Origin of the sequence: Pseudomonas sp. NFACC16-2 (assembly GCF_900119205.1) — a bacterium.
In the GTDB taxonomy this organism is placed as follows: Bacteria; Pseudomonadota; Gammaproteobacteria; order Pseudomonadales; family Pseudomonadaceae; genus Aquipseudomonas; species Aquipseudomonas fluorescens_Q.
Genome location: NZ_FPIX01000027.1, coordinates 50,933 through 71,085 on the forward strand (window position 1 = coordinate 50,933; position 20,153 = coordinate 71,085).

15 protein-coding genes and 1 pseudogene are annotated in these 20,153 nt (G+C 60.4%); 5 read left to right on the forward strand and 11 right to left on the reverse strand.

The genetic code is table 11. The features are described from left to right. Positions 1 to 215: 215 nt before the first annotated feature. Together treR and BT116_RS20460 are read left to right on the forward strand one after the other, a co-directional pair. Positions 216 to 920: a trehalose operon repressor gene (treR, locus tag BT116_RS20455; RefSeq protein ID WP_072346715.1), complete on the forward strand. Its 705-nt coding sequence runs from the start codon at positions 216 to 218 to the stop codon at positions 918 to 920. Positions 921 to 1,209: 289 nt separating this feature from the next. Next, on the forward strand, positions 1,210 to 3,282 hold the full coding sequence (locus tag BT116_RS20460; protein ID WP_072346717.1) for a TerD family protein: 2,073 nt from the start codon (positions 1,210 to 1,212) through the stop codon (positions 3,280 to 3,282). A gap of 449 nt (positions 3,283 to 3,731) precedes the next feature. Here BT116_RS20460 and BT116_RS20465 read toward each other — a convergent pair whose 3' ends face one another. The 7 genes and pseudogenes from BT116_RS20465 to BT116_RS20490 form a co-directional block, all read right to left on the reverse strand. Further along, a complete protein-coding gene (locus tag BT116_RS20465) occupies positions 3,732 to 4,316 on the reverse strand; it encodes a plasmid pRiA4b ORF-3 family protein (RefSeq protein WP_072346719.1) in 585 nt (194 codons plus the stop codon). Positions 4,317 to 4,501: 185 nt separating this feature from the next. Then, a pseudogene (locus BT116_RS31895) lies at positions 4,502 to 4,579 on the reverse strand (hypothetical protein); the annotation flags it as partial. 82 nt (positions 4,580 to 4,661) lie between these two features. Then, a complete protein-coding gene (locus BT116_RS20470) occupies positions 4,662 to 6,275 on the reverse strand; it encodes a Fic family protein (RefSeq protein WP_072346721.1) in 1,614 nt (537 codons plus the stop codon). A gap of 254 nt (positions 6,276 to 6,529) precedes the next feature. Then, positions 6,530 to 8,107, reverse strand: coding sequence for a glutamine-hydrolyzing GMP synthase (guaA, locus tag BT116_RS20475; protein WP_045155136.1), 1,578 nt, complete (start codon positions 8,105 to 8,107; stop codon positions 6,530 to 6,532). 79 nt (positions 8,108 to 8,186) lie between these two features. Further along, positions 8,187 to 9,656 carry an IMP dehydrogenase gene (gene guaB / locus BT116_RS20480; protein WP_072346723.1) on the reverse strand — a complete coding sequence of 490 codons (1,470 nt, stop codon included), beginning with the start codon at positions 9,654 to 9,656 and terminating at the stop codon, positions 8,187 to 8,189. Positions 9,657 to 9,949: 293 nt separating this feature from the next. Further along, positions 9,950 to 10,498 carry a sugar ABC transporter ATPase gene (locus tag BT116_RS20485; protein WP_072346754.1) on the reverse strand — a complete coding sequence of 183 codons (549 nt, stop codon included), beginning with the start codon at positions 10,496 to 10,498 and terminating at the stop codon, positions 9,950 to 9,952. 70 nt (positions 10,499 to 10,568) lie between these two features. Next, positions 10,569 to 11,336, reverse strand: a complete 768-nt coding sequence (locus BT116_RS20490; protein WP_072346725.1) for a sulfite exporter TauE/SafE family protein — start codon at positions 11,334 to 11,336, stop codon at positions 10,569 to 10,571. Between the two features lie 219 nt (positions 11,337 to 11,555). Here BT116_RS20490 and xseA point away from each other — a divergent pair, with 219 nt between their 5' ends. The 3 genes from xseA to leuA all read left to right on the forward strand — a co-directional run bounded on the left by xseA (position 11,556) and on the right by leuA (position 15,829). Next, positions 11,556 to 12,935 carry an exodeoxyribonuclease VII large subunit gene (gene xseA, locus BT116_RS20495; RefSeq protein WP_072346727.1) on the forward strand — a complete coding sequence of 460 codons (1,380 nt, stop codon included), beginning with the start codon at positions 11,556 to 11,558 and terminating at the stop codon, positions 12,933 to 12,935. A 3-nt stretch (positions 12,936 to 12,938) separates the two neighbouring features. Next, on the forward strand, positions 12,939 to 13,760 hold the full coding sequence (locus BT116_RS20500) for a peptidoglycan DD-metalloendopeptidase family protein (RefSeq protein ID WP_072346729.1): 822 nt from the start codon (positions 12,939 to 12,941) through the stop codon (positions 13,758 to 13,760). A gap of 389 nt (positions 13,761 to 14,149) precedes the next feature. Further along, positions 14,150 to 15,829 carry a 2-isopropylmalate synthase gene (gene leuA, locus BT116_RS20510; protein ID WP_063322843.1) on the forward strand — a complete coding sequence of 560 codons (1,680 nt, stop codon included), beginning with the start codon at positions 14,150 to 14,152 and terminating at the stop codon, positions 15,827 to 15,829. A 134-nt stretch (positions 15,830 to 15,963) separates the two neighbouring features. Here leuA and BT116_RS20515 read toward each other — a convergent pair whose 3' ends face one another. The 4 genes from BT116_RS20515 to der all read right to left on the reverse strand — a co-directional run bounded on the left by BT116_RS20515 (position 15,964) and on the right by der (position 20,153). Beyond that, positions 15,964 to 16,377: a hypothetical protein gene (locus tag BT116_RS20515; RefSeq protein ID WP_072346734.1), complete on the reverse strand. Its 414-nt coding sequence runs from the start codon at positions 16,375 to 16,377 to the stop codon at positions 15,964 to 15,966. A 63-nt stretch (positions 16,378 to 16,440) separates the two neighbouring features. Further along, complete coding sequence (locus BT116_RS20520; protein WP_072346736.1) at positions 16,441 to 17,235, reverse strand: amidohydrolase; 795 nt, start codon at positions 17,233 to 17,235, stop codon at positions 16,441 to 16,443. Next, the gene (locus BT116_RS20525) at positions 17,223 to 18,371 is read right to left on the reverse strand and encodes a pyridoxal phosphate-dependent aminotransferase (RefSeq protein ID WP_072346738.1); all 1,149 of its coding nucleotides are present in this window, start codon (positions 18,369 to 18,371) and stop codon (positions 17,223 to 17,225) included. The genes BT116_RS20520 and BT116_RS20525 overlap by 13 nt, the downstream gene beginning before the upstream one ends. Positions 18,372 to 18,680: 309 nt before the next feature. Further along, positions 18,681 to 20,153, reverse strand: coding sequence for a ribosome biogenesis GTPase Der (der, locus tag BT116_RS20530; RefSeq protein WP_063322847.1), 1,473 nt, complete (start codon positions 20,151 to 20,153; stop codon positions 18,681 to 18,683).

Consider the following 20,153-nt stretch of genomic DNA (forward strand, 5'->3'; position numbering starts at 1 on the left):
TGAGAGTCGACAGCACGTGGAAGGGAAAGTACTCGTCTGTACGAGTTAAATCAACAACTCGTACAGACGAGTTTCGAATTTGTTTATGATGCCACCTGACAAAACAGGAAACGTCCTACGCTACTGTCATCAAATAATGACAGCCGAATGGACAAATCCCCCACTTGGCCCTTAAGGTTCCGCCCCGGTGAACAGTGCGGTACAGAGCCCTCTCCATGAGTAAATACAACCGGATCTACAACGATCTGCTGACCAGCATTACCACCGAACGCCTGGAGCGTGGCGCCCGCTTGCCTTCGGAAACCGAACTGATGGACAGCTACCAGGCCAGTCGCGGCACCGTGCGCAAGGCGATCGAACAGCTTCAGGAACGTGGTTTTGCCCAGAAGGTCCACGGCAAGGGCACCTTCGTGCTGTCGACCTCCCCCATCGAATTCCAGCTCGGCGGCATCGTCAGCTTCCAGGAGACCTACCCGCGCCTGGGCGACGACGTCAGCACCGATGTGGTCGAGTTCACTCAACTGCCGTTGGAAGGCGCCTTGCTCGAGCACATCAAGGCACCCGTCGGCAGCCAGGTGACGCGCATCAAGCGGGTACGGCGAATCGACGGCAAACGGGTGATCCTGGACATCAACCATTTCGTCAGCGACGTGATCCCCGGCCTGACCCGCGACATCGCCGAGCGCTCGATCTATGCCTTCATCGAACAGACCCTGCAGCTGCAAATCGCCTATGCCCAGCGCACCATCGAAGCGATTCGCTGCGGCAAGGACGACCAGCAACACCTGGACCTCGACGGCCAGAGCCACGTCATCGTGGTCAGCAACCAGACCTTTCTCCAGGACGGCCGACAGTTCGAGTACACCGAATCGCGGCATACCCTGGATAAGTTTTATTTTTCGGATGTGGCGCGGCGTTGAACACAAAAAGCCGCGTGGGTACGGGTTAACTTATTGCGCGATAGGCACGTCACAACGAAAAAATTGCCAGCCGAGAATCGAGCTGGTTTCAAGATATGTGTTTGCATGACAAGCAGAACCCACCATCCGTACAATGCCTGCGTGGCTATGGAACACCTTCCTTCTAACCTCCTATGATCTAGGGGTTCCGCTCTCCACACCGCGCCTGCTTCTTGCAGGCGTTTTTACATCGACTGCAAACGTGACGCTGCAGCTCACTCACAACGGCGGCCAAGGGAGAACATCAAGCATGAATCAGGAGCTGTTCCTGCGTCGCCGTACCAAGGTTCACGTCCCTACTGGTACCGGCGGAGCCACACGCGCTCAGGTCGCGTCGGCTGTCCGGGAAGTCGCGGCGTTCCGATGCGTGCTATCGGAGTCACTGATCGAGCGAATCGGCATGCTCTCGGCGGCAGAACTCACGCACTGGCTGCACGACGTTGTCGGAGTGCTTCGACGGCAGACCGGCGCCCATGTGCACCACCAGCCGTTTTATCCTGACTTCCCAGAGCAAGTTCTTAAGGCCTCAGAGGCGGAGTTGTACCTTACCGCCGTCATTCACTACCTCACCCTTCGGCGTTTGCCGCCGAGCGAACACGCTCGACCTGTGATGCTTGAAGGAAACTTCATATCCCGAGTTATCGAACTGGGCAGCGTCTCTGAGTTTGAGTCATTGCTCGAGCCGCTGGTTTCATCGCGCACCTCGCTCTCCGAAGAGGAAACAGCCGATGTCGCCTGGTTTATCCGAGCGTACAAAAGCGACGTATTTCGTCTGCTGCCGGAGGCTGTCCCGTTCCGTGAGATTCGCGCACTGGTTGGCGGCGCACTGCTCCTGCATGTAGCCGGCGATGCACGGGTGGACGCATTCTTGGAGCAAAACGTCGAAACGGCGACAGACGTGCTACGGCTGGCGGTCGCGCTGAGTGGAGGCGACGTGTCGCTGACGACAGCTTCGACACGTTTCACAGCGATGAAGCGCGCGACGCGCCGTCTGCTGTTACGCCTACTCGATCGCGCATCCAACGCTGGGGAGGATGTGGCGCGTCATGCCGAACGCTGGAAACGCCTGGCCGAAGTACTGCATCCGGGGGAGTACGCCGATAAGTATCCACGAGCACTCGCGGCCATCACGGCAGCGCGCCGCAACGATCCGCCGGCCTCGTTTGGATCACGTGTCGAAACAATGCTTGCCCTGCGTCAGATCGACGCGCTTACGCCCTTATTGCAGGATCGCCCCGGTGAATTCGCACGACGACTGGATGTGACCTTGCGCCGCGCGACCGAAGCAGACGCTGTACTCGACGCGTTCGAGGCCGTCGCGACACAAGTGTCCACACCTATCCTGCTGCAGGCACTGGCCCAAGTACGAGCCCCGCGCCCCCTGCCTCTGCGGGCCTTCACGCCGAAAGGCGCATTGGCCAAGGTCTACGGCATCGAGGATCGACGTGAACCTCTCGCACCCGAGGTGTTGGCACGTGCAGCCCGAATCTGCCAGGACGCTCTCGTAACACGTTTTGCGTCGCTGCCGCCGCTAGGCCGCTGTTTCATCGACCCCGCCCTGCGCGACTACAGGGTGCCGCTGGCACAACGTGCCGCATCGAAGTCGCTACGTACGCTGGTGCGAGGCAGCCAGATACCTATGCCTGACACGCGTTTCATTCGCCTGTTCCTGTGGTGGAAAAACGGTCGTGAACGCACGGACATCGACTTGTCCGCCGCATTTTTCGACGCCAACTTCGTGTTCACACAAACTGTCGCGTATTACAACCTGAAGGGGGTTGGTGGCTACCACAGCGGCGACATCGTCGACGCGCCCCACGGGGCTTCCGAGTTCATCGATCTCGACCTTGATGCCCTCGTCGAGAAGGGTATCCGCTACGTTGTCACGTCTATCAACTCATTCACCGAGCAATCGTACTGCGATCTTCCCGAGTGCTTCGCTGGCTGGATGGCCCGTGCCGACGTGGCATCGGGTGAAGTGTTCGAACCGCGATCCGTGATCGACCGTCTTGATATCGCATCCGATACCGGGATCTGTCTGCCATTCGTGATGGACTTGCAGGAGCGGCGCGTGATTTGGGCCGATCTGGGGCTCACATCATCGCCGCGGTGGAACAACGTTCAGAACAACCTGAGTGGGATATCGTTGATGCTACAGGCCCTCGTGCACACACCTCGTCCGGATTTGGAGACGCTGTTCGATTTACATGCACGAGCACGAGGAGAACGGGTAGCTTCGCCGCAACAGGCACAGGCGGTATTTGCGCCTAATCAAGGGATAACGCCGTTCGATACGGATTTGATTCGATCACAGTTTCTCTAATACCTAAGCCAGCCTTTTGGCATTGGCCAAAACCCTTTCCTACGGCCCTCCGAACCTCGCGCTGCATGGTACGTGCTGCTTCCTTTTTTCCTAGCTCATTATTTGCCCAGGTTAAGCCCTATATTTTTGATCGTTGCGCCGCCTTTCTGTAGCACTCTCGCATCATCCGATATCACGCTGTAGTACCCCGGCGGAATATCACATGTGAGAACACCACCACACTGAGGGCAGACTGGCTTGGCCAGAACTGCAATATCAGACGGAATGTCGTCAGGCCACCAAACCTTTTGACAGCTCCCGAGACATGCGTGAGTTGGCGAGCCTTGATTAGCGCTATAGATCAAATGTCCTTTCGTTTTTACGATTTGCATTCAACTTTCCCTATGCATCCGGATCAGGAGCCCAGCCCCGCTTAGCACGTAAGCGTCCGCCCGGCACCCTCTTGTGGATCAGGTCTTCACCTGTTTCTTCAGCCACTGGTTGACCCAATCGCAGTCAAACGCTGTCGGATCAAATCCATCATCCCCATACCACTCCGACATTTCTTCATGTTCGGGATGATTCGGATCCGCCAACGCCGCCAGAAACGTTTCATATCCAGGCGCACCGCCAATATCTTCCGGCGGGCGTCGATTGGCCCCATCAATGCAACACGGCACCTGCGGAAAAATAATTGCGGGCAAGGTTTTCTCGACTTTGATGCGCAGCTCCCAGTTGTCGCCAAAGTCATAGACATAACGAAACGTCTTCTTGCCATACAACACGTTGATCAGCTTTTTACGCTGCTCGGAAATCACCGGCGGACCCCAATCCGGGTCAGGCACGCCGTAACTTTCACCATCAATTTCAAACTCATGCAGATGCGTGTCACTCCAGCCAAACACAGCCTGGATCACCTGATGCAACTTGCTCAAGGTGATGTTTTCAGGCACTGCAACTCGACGCCAGATCGAAGGTTTTATCCATTTAAATTCGATGTGCAGAATCAGGACTTGGTCGGATTTAATCACGGACAGAGGAGTCGTCTTTGGCATGGGTCAAGCAGCCTCGCAGTGTTCGAGGGGGTTAAGGGAAACGTTCCAGGGAGTTGATCAGAAAAGTCATGACCCGCATGTTACTGAATTTGTTTAGTGCGGCAAGTCAGACCGCAAGGACGGGTGCTGTACGAATTGGCCTGGGTCAATCAACGCCCTCCACAGTATCGACAGCTGCGCACTCGTCAGCGAAACACTGCGCTGTTTGCTTGCGGCCAAACAAAGCGCCCTTGTTCCAACTGCCTGCAAAGCAGGCACAAACCGTCGCCATCTCACCCAACAATTTGATCCAATCGCCGTGTCACCCATAAAAGACGAAGATTACGGAGCTTGGCAGGAAGGGTTTCAGCGGTCGACGGGCTTTCCAGGGCGATACCGATCAATCACGCCAGCACCCACTCCACCGTCCTCTGCAAACGCCCGCGAGACGGCATCAACGATTTCGGCCCAGACCCCGACCTGTTGCAGCACGGGCATTTCCTTGGCAAGCACATTGCTCAACTCGCCGCGATTCTGCTCAATTGAGCGCAGCACCCGATCCGCCTGTTGGTCGGGCATCTCGACCACCTCCTTCAGCATCGCGCGGGCACGCGCATGGCTGCGCAGATAACGAGACTCTTCGCGCATCTGCTCGGTCAAAGTCCGGCCAATGATATTGGCCAGAAACACGGTATGAGGTCCGAGATCCGGATAACGCCACAGCGATCGGGCTTGGTCAGCGCCCTGAAAAGAGAAGTTCGACACGACACCATCTGGATAGGTCGTCTGTCTGGACTCGAAGACTACTCGCTCGCGTACAGCCTGCATAAGCGGCCTGGACACCTGGTCCAGCACTCGGTCATAGCCGCGACGCTCGCCTACGTCATCTGTAATAACCGCAGAGATCGGCAGAATCACAGGATCCGGGATTACGCCGTCGCGTCGCAGTACGTCGTTGACCAAAAACCGGTGCACACGGCCGTTACCATCAGCGAGTGGATGGATATAGACGAAACCAAAGGCTGCAACTGCGCTGCGCATCACCGACGACTGGCCTTGCGTCCTTTCGAGGAACACCCTCAGCCCTTCAAGCATCGCGCCGATTTCATCGGCCGCAGGGGCGACGTAGTGTACGACCTCCTGGTAGCGCACCGTTTCGCCGACGAAAACCGGTGACTGGCGCACGCCGAAGTGGGCGATCGTCGTCCGATCACCGAGAATTTCCCGCTGCAACTCCGCCAGTGCAGCGTTGCTCAATGGCACCAGACCTTGTCCGGTGCGGCGCGCCATCACGTCGGCAAAACGTTGTACTCGCCCAACCCGGTCAGCCTCGCCTTCGATGGCGAAACTGGCCTTGCTTTCGCGTAACGTCATCCAGACCGCCGATCGTATCAGCAGATCCTCGCCGAACTCGTCCGTCAACTCACCGAACAAACGTGGAATGTCCAGACTGGCCGCACGCATCATCGCCTCAGTCTTGACTACGCAGGGGCAGAATTCGCGCGTACCGGCCAGATTGTCATTCACCCGCCAGCGCTGCACCTTGACCACCCGGTCCCGCGATGCCGAAACCAGCTTGGCTTCGTCGATGGCATCGACGTAGTTGCCCCCCAGACGCTCGGGTACGACCAGGGTGTCCCGGGTCAGCCATTCATACAGAAACGCAGCGCGACGCGCATACTGCCCGGTAGGCTCGGCCGCGACCCAGGCTTGGACGAAATCAGGCCCCGTCCGCTCGAAAAGACGGGCCAGGAACTCCAGATGGGGGACTTCATGCCGTAGGTGGAACTGCAGATGCGCGGCAGGCTTTGCATCCGGTCGCATCGCCTCAGGATAGGTTTCCAGACTAAAACCGTCGTTGATCTGGGTTGCGCGTCGCCCGCCCGCCTGGCTCGTCACAGGCAGTCTCCCCAGCGGCAGCACGCCATAGAGTCGGGCCAGCCAGCTGGCGCCTATGGGATCGGCGGGCAAATCGATCATAAGGGACCTCTGCGGACAAGAAGGCTTTTCAGGGATTTAAAAATGATGCGAGACGCCTAATCTTGTTAATTGATGCTTAAGATCAGACAAAAACAATTAGAAAACAAGAGAAACGAACAAAAGCGATTATTGCCTGCAATCCAGCTCGTCAGAGCTGAGGAAGGGGCTGAACATGCACCCTTCCTCTGTCCGACTACGGAATCGACGTTGCATCGATTTCAAGATAGCTGGAGATGGCCTCTAGAGACCTCCCTTCACTCCCACTCAATCGTCGCCGGCGGCTTGCTCGACACGTCATACGTCACGCGAGAAATACCTTCGATTTCATTGATGATCCGCCCGGAAACGGTTTCCAGCAGCTCATACGGCAGATGCGCCCAACGCGCGGTCATGAAGTCGATGGTTTCCACGGCACGCAGGGCCACGACCCAGGCGTAGCGACGGCCATCGCCGACCACGCCCACCGATTTCACCGGTTGGAACACCACGAATGCCTGGCTGACCTTGTGGTACCAGTCGGCCTTGCGCAGTTCTTCGATGAAGATGTGGTCGGCGCGACGCAGCAGGTCGGCGTATTCCTTCTTCACTTCACCGAGGATCCGCACGCCCAGGCCCGGGCCCGGGAATGGGTGGCGGTAGACCATGTCGTAGGGCAGGCCCAGCTCCAGGCCGAGGCGACGAACCTCGTCCTTGAACAGTTCGCGCAGTGGCTCGACCAGCTTGAGGTTCATTTCTTCCGGCAGGCCACCGACGTTGTGGTGGGACTTGATCACGTGGGCCTTGCCGCTCTTGGCGCCGGCCGACTCGATCACGTCGGGGTAGATAGTGCCCTGGGCCAGGTACTTGATGTTGTCGAGCTTGCAGGATTCGGCATCGAACACGTCGATGAAGGTACGGCCGATGATCTTGCGCTTCTTCTCCGGGTCGGACTCGCCGGCCAGGTTGTTCAGGAACTGCTCTTCGGCGTTGGCGCGGATCACCTTGACGCCCATGTTCTCGGCGAACATGGCCATCACTTGCTCGCCTTCGTGCAAGCGCAGCAGGCCGTTGTCGACGAAAACGCAAGTCAGCTGATCGCCGATGGCCTTGTGCAGCAGCGCAGCGACCACCGAGGAGTCCACACCGCCGGACAGGCCCAGCAGCACGTTATCGGTACCGACCTGGGCGCGCACCTGGGCGATGGCGTCTTCAGCGATTTTCGACGGGGTCCACAGGGCTTCGCAACCGCAGATGTCGAGGATGAAGCGCGACAGGATGCGGCCGCCCTGTTTGGTGTGGGTCACTTCAGGGTGGAACTGCACGCCGTAGTAACGGCGATCATCGTTGAACATGCCGGCAATCGGGCAGCTCGGGGTGCTGGCCAGGATGTGGAAGTCTTCCGGCATCTTGGTGACTTTGTCACCGTGGCTCATCCACACGTCCAGGCCGAACAGGCCGTCGGCGTCGACGTGGTCTTCGATGCCGTCCAGCAGGCGGCTCTTGCCCACGACGTCAACGCGGGCATAACCGAACTCACGCAGGTCGGAGCCTTCTACCTTGCCGCCCAGCTGTTCGGCCATGGTCTGCATGCCGTAGCAGATACCAAAGACCGGTACGCCCAGGTCGAACACGGCTTGCGGGCAGCGCGGGCTGTCGGCTTCGTGCACGGACTCGGGGCCGCCGGCGAGAATCACGCCTTTAGGCGCGAATTCGCGAATCGCTTCGTCATCCATGTCGAACGGATGCAATTCGCAGTACACACCGATCTCACGCACGCGGCGGGCGATCAGCTGGGTGTACTGGGAACCGAAGTCGAGGATCAGGATGCGGTGAGCGTGAATGTCGAGGGCCATGACTCATTCTCATGTAGTGAATCAGAAACAACTCGGGGCTGAATGAACAGCCCCGGTGATTAGCGTTTTGCTGGAAGCCTTAACCTACGCGGTAGTTCGGCGCTTCCTTGGTGATCTGCACGTCGTGGACATGGGACTCGGCCATGCCGGCGCCGGTGATCCGGACGAATTCCGGCTTGGTGCGCATCTCTTCGATGTTGGCGCTGCCGGTGTAGCCCATGGAAGAACGCAGACCGCCCATCAGTTGATGAATGATGGCGCTCAGGGAACCCTTGTACGGCACGCGACCTTCAATACCTTCCGGCACCAGCTTCTCGGCGCCGGCGGAGGAGTCCTGGAAGTAACGGTCGGAAGAACCCTGGGCCTGGGACATGGCGCCCAGCGAACCCATGCCGCGATAGGCCTTGTAGCTACGGCCCTGGAACAGTTCGATCTCGCCCGGCGCTTCTTCGGTACCGGCGAACATCGACCCCATCATCACGCAGTAGGCCCCGGCGACGATGGCCTTGGACAGGTCACCGGAGAAGCGGATACCGCCGTCGGCGATCAACGGCACGCCCGTGCCTTCAAGGGCGGCGGCGACGTTGGCGATGGCGCTGATCTGCGGCACGCCGACACCGGCAACGATACGGGTGGTGCAGATCGAGCCAGGGCCGATACCGACCTTGACCGCGTCGGCGCCGGCTTCGGCCAGGGCCTTGGCGGCTTCGCCGGTGGCGATGTTGCCGCCGATCACCTGCACGTCAGGGAAGTTCTGCTTGACCCAGCGAACGCGGTCGATCACGCCCTTGGAGTGGCCGTGGGCGGTGTCGACCACCACCACGTCAACACCGGCACTGACCAGGGCGGCGACACGGTCACCCGTGTCCTTGCCGGTACCGACCGCAGCGCCGACGCGCAGACGACCCTGGTCGTCCTTGCTGGCCAGCGGGTAGGCCTTGGCTTTTTCGATGTCGTTGACGGTCATCATGCCCTTGAGGGCGAATTTGTCGTCGACGATCAGCACGCGCTCGATACGGTGCTTGTGCAGCAACTCGCGGACTTCGTCCTTGTTGGTGCCTTCCTTGACCGTGACCAGGCGCTCTTTAGGCGTCATCACTTGGCGGACGGTGGCATCCAGGCGGTTCTCGAAACGCACGTCGCGGGAGGTGACGATGCCGACCAGGTCACCATCGTGCAACACCGGAACGCCGGAGATGTTGTGCATACGGGTCAGTTCGAACAGATCCCGGACCGTGGCGTCAGCCTCGATGGTGATCGGATCCTTGACCACGCCAGCCTCGAACCGCTTGACCTTGCGCACTTCGGCGGCCTGCTGTTCGATGGTCATGTTCTTGTGGATGATACCGATACCGCCTTCCTGGGCCATGGCAATGGCCAGACGGGCTTCGGTCACGGTGTCCATGGCGGCGGAAACCAGGGGGATATTCAGTTCGATGCCACGGGTGAGACGGGTTTTGAGACTGACTTCGTTAGGCAGTACTTCGGAATAACCGGGCACTAGGAGAATGTCGTCGAAGGTCAGAGCTTCTTGGCTGATACGCAGCATCGCGGGGGCTCCCGAGCGGGAAAATGGAAGCGCGCCATTATACTCATGGACCCCGTCTGGCTCAATGTAAAACTCTGTCTATTATTGCCGGGGTGATTGACGGAGCTAATCACAGCATTGTGGCTGTGCACCGCCCCCTTGTGGCGAGGGGATTCATCCCCGCTGGACTGCGCAGCAGTCCCAAAGCAGTCGACTCATATACCTGATGTACCGCATAGCCTGGGTTTAGGGCCGCTTCGCGCCCCAGCGGGGATAAATCCCCTCGCCACAAAAGCAGTCTCCAGTGCACTTATCTACAACTCCACCCTCACCCAACTCACCGGCTGATCGAGCCAATCGGCGAATTCATCGAGAAAGTCCTGCTTGAACCCCGCCTCCAGCCAATTGTTGAAAATGAACCCCAGGTTGGAAAACCCGCAGGGCTGCAGGAACAGGAAGCCGTTGATGTCGTCCTCATGACCGCATTCGGGGCACGTGAAGTTGTCGGTGCGCGCCGGCATCCAGTCTTCCAGGCTTTCGAACAACGCTTCACCGATTTCCTTGCGGCACTCGGCACAGCCGGCTTCTTCGAGAAAGCCCTTGGCCGGTGTATAGATGCAGCGCTTGGTGATGATTTCCAGGCCATTGATCGCGTCACCGAACGGCAAGGCTTCGGGATGCAGGACCACCTCGCGAGCACCGGGGGCAATGGCGTGGGCCATGCGATTGCCGGTGCGCCCGCAGGTGGTCAGTTGTTCTTCGACGATATTCTTGCGCACCAGCCAGCGCACGATCGCCCGGGCCCGGGGCTCGTGGACCGGCAGGGTGGAAATTTTCGGAACGATGATGCTTTGCGAGTTCATGGCGAGGCCTGGCTGTTTCCCTGGCAGGGTCTGATCAAAGGCCGGCAGCTTAATCCCTGGCGGGGCCAGGTCAAGCACTCAGGTAGCGCCCGATCAACGCGAGGCCGCTGGCAAGCACCAGCCAGGTGACCAGCCGCACGAATGCTTCTCGCGACATTTTCATGGTCAAGCGACGCCCTACCCACAACCCCAGCGCCATGGCCGGCAACAAACACAGCGCCAGTACCAACAAGGGTAGCTCGGCATAGACCCCGGCCACGATAAACAAGCTCAGGCGCACCACGGTGCTGCAACTGATCAGGGCACTTTGCGTGGCTCGGGCCGGGTCCTTGGGCAATCGACTGTTCAGGTAGATGGCATATAAAAAGCCGCCACTGCCAAACAACGCGCCAAACATCCCGCCCACCGTCCCCATCGGAACCGCCCACAGCGCCGACAACTGTGTCGGCCGGTTCTTGATCAGCAGGCTGTAGATCGCATAGCAACTGATGAACACCCCCATCAGCAGCAACAACAGGTCGGACTTGAGGTTGAGCAGGAAAATCACCCCGAGGGTGCAGCCCAATGCCATGCACGGCAACAACCGCAGCAGCTCCGGCCGGGACACGTCCCGACGCGATGGCAGCAAGTTGCCGAAGGCCGCGACAAAATCCAACAAGACCAGCAGCGGGACGATTTTCGACAGGGGCATGAACAGCAGCAGGATGGGCGCGGCCACCAGCGCCGTGCCGAACCCGGCAATGCCGAAGACGATGTAGGCCAGGGCAATGGCCGAACCGATCACCAGCCATTGCGTGGGGGCAAATGCCCACTGGCCCAACCATGGGAGAAGATTCATCCGGCACTTCCTTGATGAGGAGAGCGGGGACTTTAGCCAGAGGTCGGGGGCATATCCAGCATTTGTGGTGACAGGCCTGTCGCTATCGCGAGCAAGCGCGCTCCCACATTTGATCTTCAGTGCGACATAGATCCCCTGTGGGAGCGAGCTTGCTCGCGATGCAGGCAACCCGGTCTAATTGTCTGCACACCATCGGCGAATCCCCTTATCATGCCGCCCATGATTAAAGATCCCTTTGCCCGACTGGGCCTGGACCGCGAGGTCCTGACTGTCAGCCAGCTCAACGGCCGTGCGCGGGTGTTGCTCGAAGACGTGTTCAGCAACATCTGGGTCGAGGGCGAAATTTCCAACCTCGCCCGCCCGGCCTCCGGCCATGTGTACTTCACCCTCAAGGACAGCGGTGCCCAGGTGCGTTGCGCGTTGTTCCGGCAGAACGCCGCGCGTGTGCGCCAGGCCTTGAAAGACGGGCTGGCGGTGAAAGTGCGCGGCAAGGTCTCGCTGTTCGAAGGCCGTGGCGATTATCAGCTGATCCTCGACACCGTCGAGCCGGCCGGCGATGGCGCCCTGCGCCTGGCCTTCGATGCCTTGAAGGAAAAACTCAGCGCCGAAGGCCTGTTCAGCGCCGAACGCAAGGTGCCGCTGCCGGCCCATCCACAACGCATCGGCATCATCAGCTCGCCCACCGGCGCGGTGATCCGCGACATCATCAGCGTGTTCCGCCGTCGTGCGCCGCAGATCGCCCTGACCCTGATCCCCACCGCCGTGCAAGGTCGCGAAGCCACCGCGCAAATCGTCCGTGCCCTGAAGCTGGCCGATGCCCGTGGTTTCGATGCGCTGATCCTGGCCCGGGGCGGCGGTTCGCTGGAAGACTTGTGGTGCTTCAACGAAGAAGCCGTGGCCCGGGCGGTGGATGCCTGCGTCACGCCGATCGTCAGCGCCGTGGGCCATGAAACCGATGTATCCATCAGCGATTTCGTCGCCGACGTACGCGCCCCGACCCCGTCCGCCGCCGCCGAACTGCTGGCACCGGATGCCGGCGACCTGGTGCGCCGGGTCGAAAGCCTGCATCGCCGGCTGGTGATGCGCATGCGCGACCGCCTGATGCGCGATCAACTGCGCCTCGAAGGCCTGACCCGACGCCTGCGCCACCCCGGCGAACGCCTGCGCCAGCAAGCCCAACGCCTCGACGACCTGGACATGCGCATGCGCCGGGCCTTCGAGCGCAGCCTCAATACCCGCCGCGAACGCTTGATCCGCCTGGAAACCCGCCTGGCCGGGCAGCATCCGGGCCGGCACCTGGCATTGCTTCGCCAACGCCTGGACAGCCTCGCCGAACGCCTGCCCCGAGCCATGCGCGAAGGCCTGAAAGCGCGACGCATGCAGCTGCACAACCAGATGCAGACGCTGCACATCGTCAGCCCCCTGGCGACCCTCGGCCGCGGCTACAGCATTTTGCTCGACGAACGCGGCCAGGCGATCCGCAGCGCCGGGCAAACCCAGACCGGCCAGCGCCTGACCGCCAGGCTCGGCGAAGGCGAATTGCTGGTACGGGTCGAAGACAATCACCTCACGCCGGTCACCCTTTCTTTACTGGATTGATTCATGCCGCGATATCTCGCCCCACTGCTGTTGCTGTGCCTGGCCTTCAACGCCCATGCCGACAGTTACATCACCCGCCTGCTGAACAAACCGGTGCCCGGCGGCGTGGCCGTGGTGGATCTGGGCAGCGCCGCCGCGGCACCGAAAGCCAGTTACCAGGGCAAGCCGGTGCTGGTGGTCAAGGAACAGGACAACTGGCTGGCGATTGTCGGCATCCCGCTGACGGTGCAGCCCGGCACGCAACAGATCAGCAGTGGCGGCGGCACCCAGCCGTTCGTGGTCGGCTACAAGAAGTACCCCGAGCAACACATCACCCTGAAGAACAAGCGCCAGGTCAACCCGAACCCGGCGGACCTCAAGCGCATCGACGCCGAGTTGGCGGTACAACTGAAGGCCTATCGCAGCTTCAGCCCGAACATCCCCAGCAACCTGTTGCTGGACAAACCGGTCAACGGCCCGCTGTCGAGCAAGTTCGGCGTGCGCCGCTTCTTCAACGGCGAAGAACGCAACCCCCACGCCGGCCTGGACTTCGCCGTGCCCGCCGGCACGCCGATCAAGACCCCGGCCGCCGGCAAGGTGATCCTCACCGGTAATTACTTCTTCAATGGCAACACCGTGTTCGTCGATCATGGCCAAGGCTTCATTAGCATGTTCTGCCACATGTCGAAGATCGATGTGAAGGTCGGCCAGCAACTGGCCCGGGGCACCGTGGTGGGCAAGGTCGGCGCCACCGGCCGCGCGACCGGGCCGCACATGCACTGGAACATCAGCCTGAACGATGCGCGGGTGGATCCGGCGATTTTCATCGGCGCGTTTCAGCCCTGAGATGTGTGCCTGGGCTACTGGCCTCATCGCGAGCAAGCTCGCGATGAGGACGGCAGTAGCACCGCCCCTCCCTGAATTGCCGAGCCACAAACATCGACGCAATAAAACTACAAATTTCCGAAAATCTCGCGATTAAATCTCGCAAAACCTCCCCAAAGCAAAACTTCTCTCAATTTTTCCCGACTGCTTGCGATCCTTCCCCCACGCGGTTAGGGTTGAAGGCATGAAAACCTCTCACACCCTCATTCAGCTTCGCCAGCACCGCAGCCTGTGCCTCGTCAGCGCACGACTGCCGGGCTGAATCGCGGCACCTCGTCCAGGCTTCAAGCCACCCCATTCGAACCACCGGCAGGCCGCCTTTTTCCGGCCACGACAATAAGGATTTCCCCATGAGCATGCTCAAAGACCCGTCTTCCAAGTACCGCGCCTTCCCGACTATCAACCTGCCGGATCGCACCTGGCCGTCGAAGACCATCACCGCCGCGCCGATCTGGTGCAGTTCCGACCTGCGCGACGGCAACCAGTCGCTGATCGAGCCGATGGACGCGGTGAAGAAGCTGCGCTTCTGGAAAACCCTGGTGGCCGTGGGCGTCAAGGAAATCGAAGCTTCGTTCCCAGCCGCTTCGCAAACCGACTTCGACTTCGTACGCACCCTTATCGAAGAGGGCCACATCCCGGACGACACCACCATCCAAGTGCTGACCCAGGCCCGTGAAGACCTGATCGCCCGTACGTTCGAATCCCTGCGCGGCGCGAAAAAAGCCATCGTCCACCTGTACAACGCCACCTGCCCGTCGTTCCGCCGCATCGTGTTCAACCAGGACAAGGAAGGCGTGAAGGAAATCGCGGTGAACGCGGCCAAGCTGTTCGTCAAATACGCCGCCCAGCAACCGGAAACCCAGTGGCAATTCGAATACTCGCCAGAAACCTTCAGCGCCACTGAGCTGGAATTTGCCAAGGAAGTCTGCGACGCAGTGATCGAAGTCTGGAACCCGACGCCCGAACGCAAGGTGATCCTCAACCTGCCCGCTACCGTGGAAGTCGCCACCCCGAACATCTACGCCGACCAGATCGAGTGGTTCCACCGCAACATCAGCCGGCGTGACAGCGTGCTCATCAGCCTGCACACCCACAACGACCGTGGCACTGGCGTGGCCGCTACCGAGCTGGGCCTGATGGCCGGCGCTGACCGTGTCGAAGGCTGCCTGTTCGGCAACGGCGAACGCACCGGTAACGTCGACCTGGTGACCGTGGCGCTGAATCTTTACACCCAGGGCGTCAACCCGGAGCTGGACTTCTCCGACATCGACGGCGTGCGCAAAGTGGTCGAGGAATGCAACCAGATTCCGGTGCACCCGCGTCATCCGTACGTTGGCGACCTGGTTCATACCGCGTTCTCCGGCTCGCACCAGGATGCCATCCGCAAGGGCTTCGCCCAGCAGAAATCGGACGGTCTGTGGGAAGTGCCATACCTGCCAATCGACCCGGCCGACATCGGTCGCAGCTACGAGGCGGTGATTCGCGTCAACAGCCAGTCGGGCAAGGGCGGTATCGCCTACCTGCTGGAACAGGAATACGGCATCAGCCTGCCGCGTCGCATGCAGATCGAGTTCAGCCAGGTGGTACAGCGCGAAACCGATCGCCTGGGCCTGGAAATGACTGCACAGCAGATCCACGCCTTGCTGCAGCGTGAATACCTGCAAGCCAACACTCCGTACGCACTGGTCAGCCATCGCCTGCAGGAAGAAAACGGCAATAGCGCCGTAGAAGTGGAAGTGGCCAGCAAGGGCCAGGGCGAGACCAACCTGCACTGGCGCGGCAAGGGCAACGGGGCGCTGGAAGCCCTGGTGGCCGGCCTGCCGATTCCGGTGGAGATCATGGACTACAACGAACACGCCATCGGCGCCGGCACCAATGCCAAGGCGGCGGCGTACATCGAACTGCGAGTCAACGGCGAGCGCGCGGTGCATGGCGTGGGTATCGATGAGAACATCACCACCGCCAGCTTCAAGGCGCTGTTCAGTGCGCTGAACCGCTCGTTGAGCCAGCCGGAAGCCAAGGCGGCCTGATCTACAGCTGAAATGCAAAAAGGCCCTGGGGTGTGAACCCTGGGGCCTTTTTGTTTGGCTGATGGTTGGGTGCTGACTGTACTGGCCTCATCGCGAGCAAACCCGCGATGACGACCTGTCAGGCGACCAGAATGTCAGGCATGGGTATCGACAGAAACGGTCATGGCCTGCAACAACGAAGCCCGCAAGGTTTGCAGCATCGCTTGGGTCCCCATGATCTGGGTCTGGATGGCCATGGCCTGCTGGGCCTTCAGCTCTTCGTTGGCCTGGCTTTTCTGGACCCGGGCCAACTGGGCTTGCTGCTGGGCCAGCAGTTTTTCGGCCTGCTCGATCTGCTTTTTCAGTTGCTCGATGATGTCCCCACCGCCGCTGGCGGGAGCGCCGGCGACATTCGCGCCGCGGGTATCGACCTGCAGTGTCTTGCTTTTGTCGTCGGCGTCAGTCGATGCCACTGGACTGACCGCTTTCTCTTCTTCAGCCCCGCGGATGGAGACTTTAGGGGCTGACAATGGATAGGGGTTTACGGTGGTTGCGCTGATACTGGTCATAGGGACTTCTCCTTGGCTGACCGGTTATCGGCATGCAACACCGTTCCTTGAGGCTGAATCGTTTCAATTCGTGAACTCGAAGCGATCGGCATCCAGGTTCGCCGGAAACCGCGTGCGATACGCCGCCAGGTCCGCTGCGTTCAAGCACACCTTGAACACACCATCGGCTTCGCCAGCGCTGAGCAAGCTCTCGCCCTGGAAATTCAGCACCTGGCTGTCACCGGTATAGGCGAAACCCTTGCCGTCGGTACCCACACGGTTTACCGCGGCCACGTAGCACAGGTTCTCGATCGCCCGGGCCGGCAACAGCCGATTCCAGTGCAGACGCCGCGCCCCGGGCCAGTTGGCGGTGTATAGCAGTAGGTCGGTGTCCTCGGCGTCGCGGCTCCAGACCGGGAAGCGCAGGTCGTAGCAAATCAGCGGACGAATCCGCCAGCCCTTGAGCTCGAACAGCGCCTGTCGCTCACCCGGGGTGTAGTGGTTGTGCTCCCCCGCCATGCGAAACAAATGGCGCTTGTCGTAATGCAACACTTCTCCATCCGGCCGCGCCCAGAGCAAGCGATTGCGATGGCTACCGTCCGCGGCCTGGATGATCACACTGCCGGTAATCACCGCGTCCAGCTTCGCGGCCTGGGCCTTGAGCCATTGGCGCGTCGGGCCGTTCTCCGGCTCCGCCAGGGTCTCGGATTCCATGGAGAAACCCGTGGTGAACATCTCTGGCAGGATGATCAGATCAGCCCCACGTGCCTGCTCAAACAGCGCTTCGAAATGCTCAAGGTTGGCCCGGCGGTCGTGCCAGACCAAGGTGGTCTGGACCAGTGCAATGTCGAGGTCCGGTAACGTGCTCAGATCACGCATAGTTTTTCCGCAGCTTCACGCAGCGTCTCCTCGCGTTTGGCAAAGCACAGGCGCACCAGGCGCTGGCCTTGGAGTGGGTGCTGGTAGAACACCGAGATCGGAATCGTCGCCACGCCATGCTCGCGAGTCAGCCACACGGCCATGTCGACATCATTCAGGTCCGGGCGAATCTGCGAGTAGTCCACCAACTGGAAATAAGTACCGGTCACGCGCTTGAAGCTGAACCGCGATGGGGCCAGCAGATCGCAGAACAGGTCGCGCTTGGCCTGGTAGAAGTCCGGCAGTTCATCGACATGTTCTGGATGCTCTGCCATGTAGTCGGCCAGGGCGTACTGCAACGGCGTCACGCCACAGAAGCTGACGTACTGGTGTACCTTGCGCAGTTCCGCCGTCAAGGCCGCTGGCGCCACCACGTAGCCGGTTTTCCAGCCGGTGACGTGGTAGGTCTTGCCGAACGAACTGACCACGAAGGCGCGGCGGTACAGTTCTTCATGGGCCAGGACACTGGCGTGGGCGACGCCGTCGAACACCAGGTGTTCGTAGACCTCGTCGCTGACCAGGTAGATGTCACGGTCGCGAATCAGCGTCGCCAACTGATCCAGTTCGGCGCGGCTGATCAGCGCACCACTGGGGTTGTGCGGCGAGTTGAGGATGATCATGCGCGTACGCGGGCTCAGGGCTTCGCCGAGCTTCTCGAAATCGATGGCGAAGTCGTCCAGGCCCAATGGCACGTGCACGCAGCGCCCACCGGCCAATAGAACGGAAGGCTCGTAGCTGTCATAGCTCGGATCGAAAACGATCACTTCGTCACCACTGTGGACCACCGCCGCGATGGCACAGAAAATCGCCTGGGTCGCACCAGGGGTCACGGTGACTTCCTGATCGGCATCGACGTTGGCGCCATAGCTGCGGGCGATCTTCGCTGCGATCTGCTGGCGTAGCGCCGGCAGGCCGGTCATGGGCGAATACTGGTTATGGCCTTGGGCAATGTGCCGGCCAACCGCATCGCGCAGGGCCTGCGGGCCATCGAAATCGGGAAATCCCTGGGACAGATTGAGCGCACCGGTCTGCGCCGCGAGCTGGGACATCTGAGTAAAGATAGTGATGCCGACATTCGGCAACTTGCTGGTGATCATCAAGGGTTCCCTGCTCTGCACCCGGCTCTGGTGCGGCGCGGGAGAGCTCGAGAATAGCCCAATCGCCGGGCATGAAAAAGGGTGCCCTAGGCACCCTATTATCAAGCATCCCGACACAGAACCCTGTGGCGAGGGGATTTATCCCCGCTGGGTTGCACAGCAACCCCAAAGCAGTGAATTCAATCTACCTGACACACCGAGCTGTGGGTATTAGGGATGCTTCGCAGCCCAGCGGGGATAAATCCCCTCGCCACAGGTTCTGTGTGCTGTCTCAGTCACTGTGGGCAACGCCCTTCAGTGAGCAGCCAATCAGCGCTTGTCGCGGCGCTTCTTGTCGGCCTTCTTGTGGTGCGACATCAAGCGGCGCTTCTTGTTGACCTGGCGGTCGGTGAGCGTGTTCTTGTTGCCTTCGTACGGGTTCTCGCCGCCCTTGAACTCGATGCGGATCGGCGTACCGACCAGCTTCAGGACGCGACGGTAGGTGTTCTCCAGGTAACGAACGTACGACTTGGGCACCTTCTCGATCTGGTTACCGTGGATCACGATAATCGGCGGGTTGGCACCGCCCAAGTGGGCATAGCGCAGCTTGATCCGACGGTTGTTGACCATCGGCGGCGCGTGCTCGCCCACCGCATCTTCGAGGATCTGGGTGAGGCGGTTGGTCGGCCAGCGGGTCACTGCGGACTTGAACGAGTTCTGCACCGAAGCGTAGAGGTTGCCCACGCCCGTGCCGTGCAGGGCCGAAATGAAGTGGATGTCCGCGAAGTCGACGAAGAACAGGCGACGCTGCAATTCGACCTTGACGAAATCCCGTTCGCTCGGTGTCATGCCGTCCCACTTGTTGATCGCGATGACCAGCGCACGACCGGCTTCCAGGGCGAAACCCAGCAGGTTCAGGTCGTGATCGACCACGCCTTCGCGGGCGTCCATCACGAAGATCACCACGTTGGCGTCTTTGATCGCTTGCAGGGTCTTGACCACGGAGAACTTTTCAACTTCTTCGTGGATCTTGCCGCGCTTGCGCACACCGGCGGTGTCGATCAGCGTGTACTTCTCTTCGTTACGCTCGAAGGGGATGTAGATACTGTCGCGGGTGGTGCCGGGCTGGTCGTAGACGATGACCCGGTCTTCGCCGAGCATGCGGTTGACCAGCGTCGACTTGCCCACGTTCGGACGGCCGATGATGGCGATCTTGATCCCGTCTTTCTCGCTTGGGCCCGGAATGCGCTTGGCTTCCTCGCCTTCGGCAACGATCTCTTCTTCGCCTTCTTCCGGCTCTTCCACGTCGTCCTTGGGGAAACTCTCCAGGGCGATTTCCAGCATCTGGGTGATGCCACGACCGTGGGCGCCGGCGATCGGGATCGCCTGGCCCATGCCCAACGGTGCGAATTCGGCGCGGGCCATGTCCGGGTCGATGTTGTCGACCTTGTTGGCGACCACGTAGGAACGCTTGTTACGCTTGCGCAAATGCTCGGCGATCATCTGGTCGGCGGCGGTAAAACCGGCCTTGGCGTCTACCAGGAACAGCACCACATCGGCTTCTTCAATGGCGAGCAACGACTGCTCGGCCATTTTTTCGTCCATGCCATGTTCATCACCGGAGATGCCGCCGGTGTCGACCAGAATATAGGTACGCCCTTGCCACTTGGCCTCACCGTATTGGCGATCACGGGTCAGACCGGACAAGTCGCCGACAATGGCGTCGCGAGTCCTGGTCAGGCGATTGAACAAGGTGGACTTGCCGACGTTCGGTCGGCCCACCAGGGCGATTACGGGAACCAT

Bases quoted from the DNA above. Each gene is read 5' to 3' on its own strand.
- treR (WP_072346715.1), top strand. From the start codon at position 216: ATGAGTAAATACAACCGGATCTACAACGATCTGCTGACCAGCATTACC.
- BT116_RS20460 (WP_072346717.1), top strand. From the start codon at position 1,210: ATGAATCAGGAGCTGTTCCTGCGTCGCCGTACCAAGGTTCACGTCCCT.
- BT116_RS20465 (WP_072346719.1), bottom strand. From the start codon at position 4,316: ATGCCAAAGACGACTCCTCTGTCCGTGATTAAATCCGACCAAGTCCTG.
- BT116_RS20470 (WP_072346721.1), bottom strand. From the start codon at position 6,275: ATGATCGATTTGCCCGCCGATCCCATAGGCGCCAGCTGGCTGGCCCGA.
- guaA (WP_045155136.1), bottom strand. From the start codon at position 8,107: ATGGCCCTCGACATTCACGCTCACCGCATCCTGATCCTCGACTTCGGT.
- guaB (WP_072346723.1), bottom strand. From the start codon at position 9,656: ATGCTGCGTATCAGCCAAGAAGCTCTGACCTTCGACGACATTCTCCTA.
- BT116_RS20485 (WP_072346754.1), bottom strand. From the start codon at position 10,498: ATGAACTCGCAAAGCATCATCGTTCCGAAAATTTCCACCCTGCCGGTC.
- BT116_RS20490 (WP_072346725.1), bottom strand. From the start codon at position 11,336: ATGAATCTTCTCCCATGGTTGGGCCAGTGGGCATTTGCCCCCACGCAA.
- xseA (WP_072346727.1), top strand. From the start codon at position 11,556: ATGATTAAAGATCCCTTTGCCCGACTGGGCCTGGACCGCGAGGTCCTG.
- BT116_RS20500 (WP_072346729.1), top strand. From the start codon at position 12,939: ATGCCGCGATATCTCGCCCCACTGCTGTTGCTGTGCCTGGCCTTCAAC.
- leuA (WP_063322843.1), top strand. From the start codon at position 14,150: ATGAGCATGCTCAAAGACCCGTCTTCCAAGTACCGCGCCTTCCCGACT.
- BT116_RS20515 (WP_072346734.1), bottom strand. From the start codon at position 16,377: ATGACCAGTATCAGCGCAACCACCGTAAACCCCTATCCATTGTCAGCC.
- BT116_RS20520 (WP_072346736.1), bottom strand. From the start codon at position 17,235: ATGCGTGATCTGAGCACGTTACCGGACCTCGACATTGCACTGGTCCAG.
- BT116_RS20525 (WP_072346738.1), bottom strand. From the start codon at position 18,371: ATGATCACCAGCAAGTTGCCGAATGTCGGCATCACTATCTTTACTCAG.
- der (WP_063322847.1), bottom strand. From the start codon at position 20,153: ATGGTTCCCGTAATCGCCCTGGTGGGCCGACCGAACGTCGGCAAGTCC.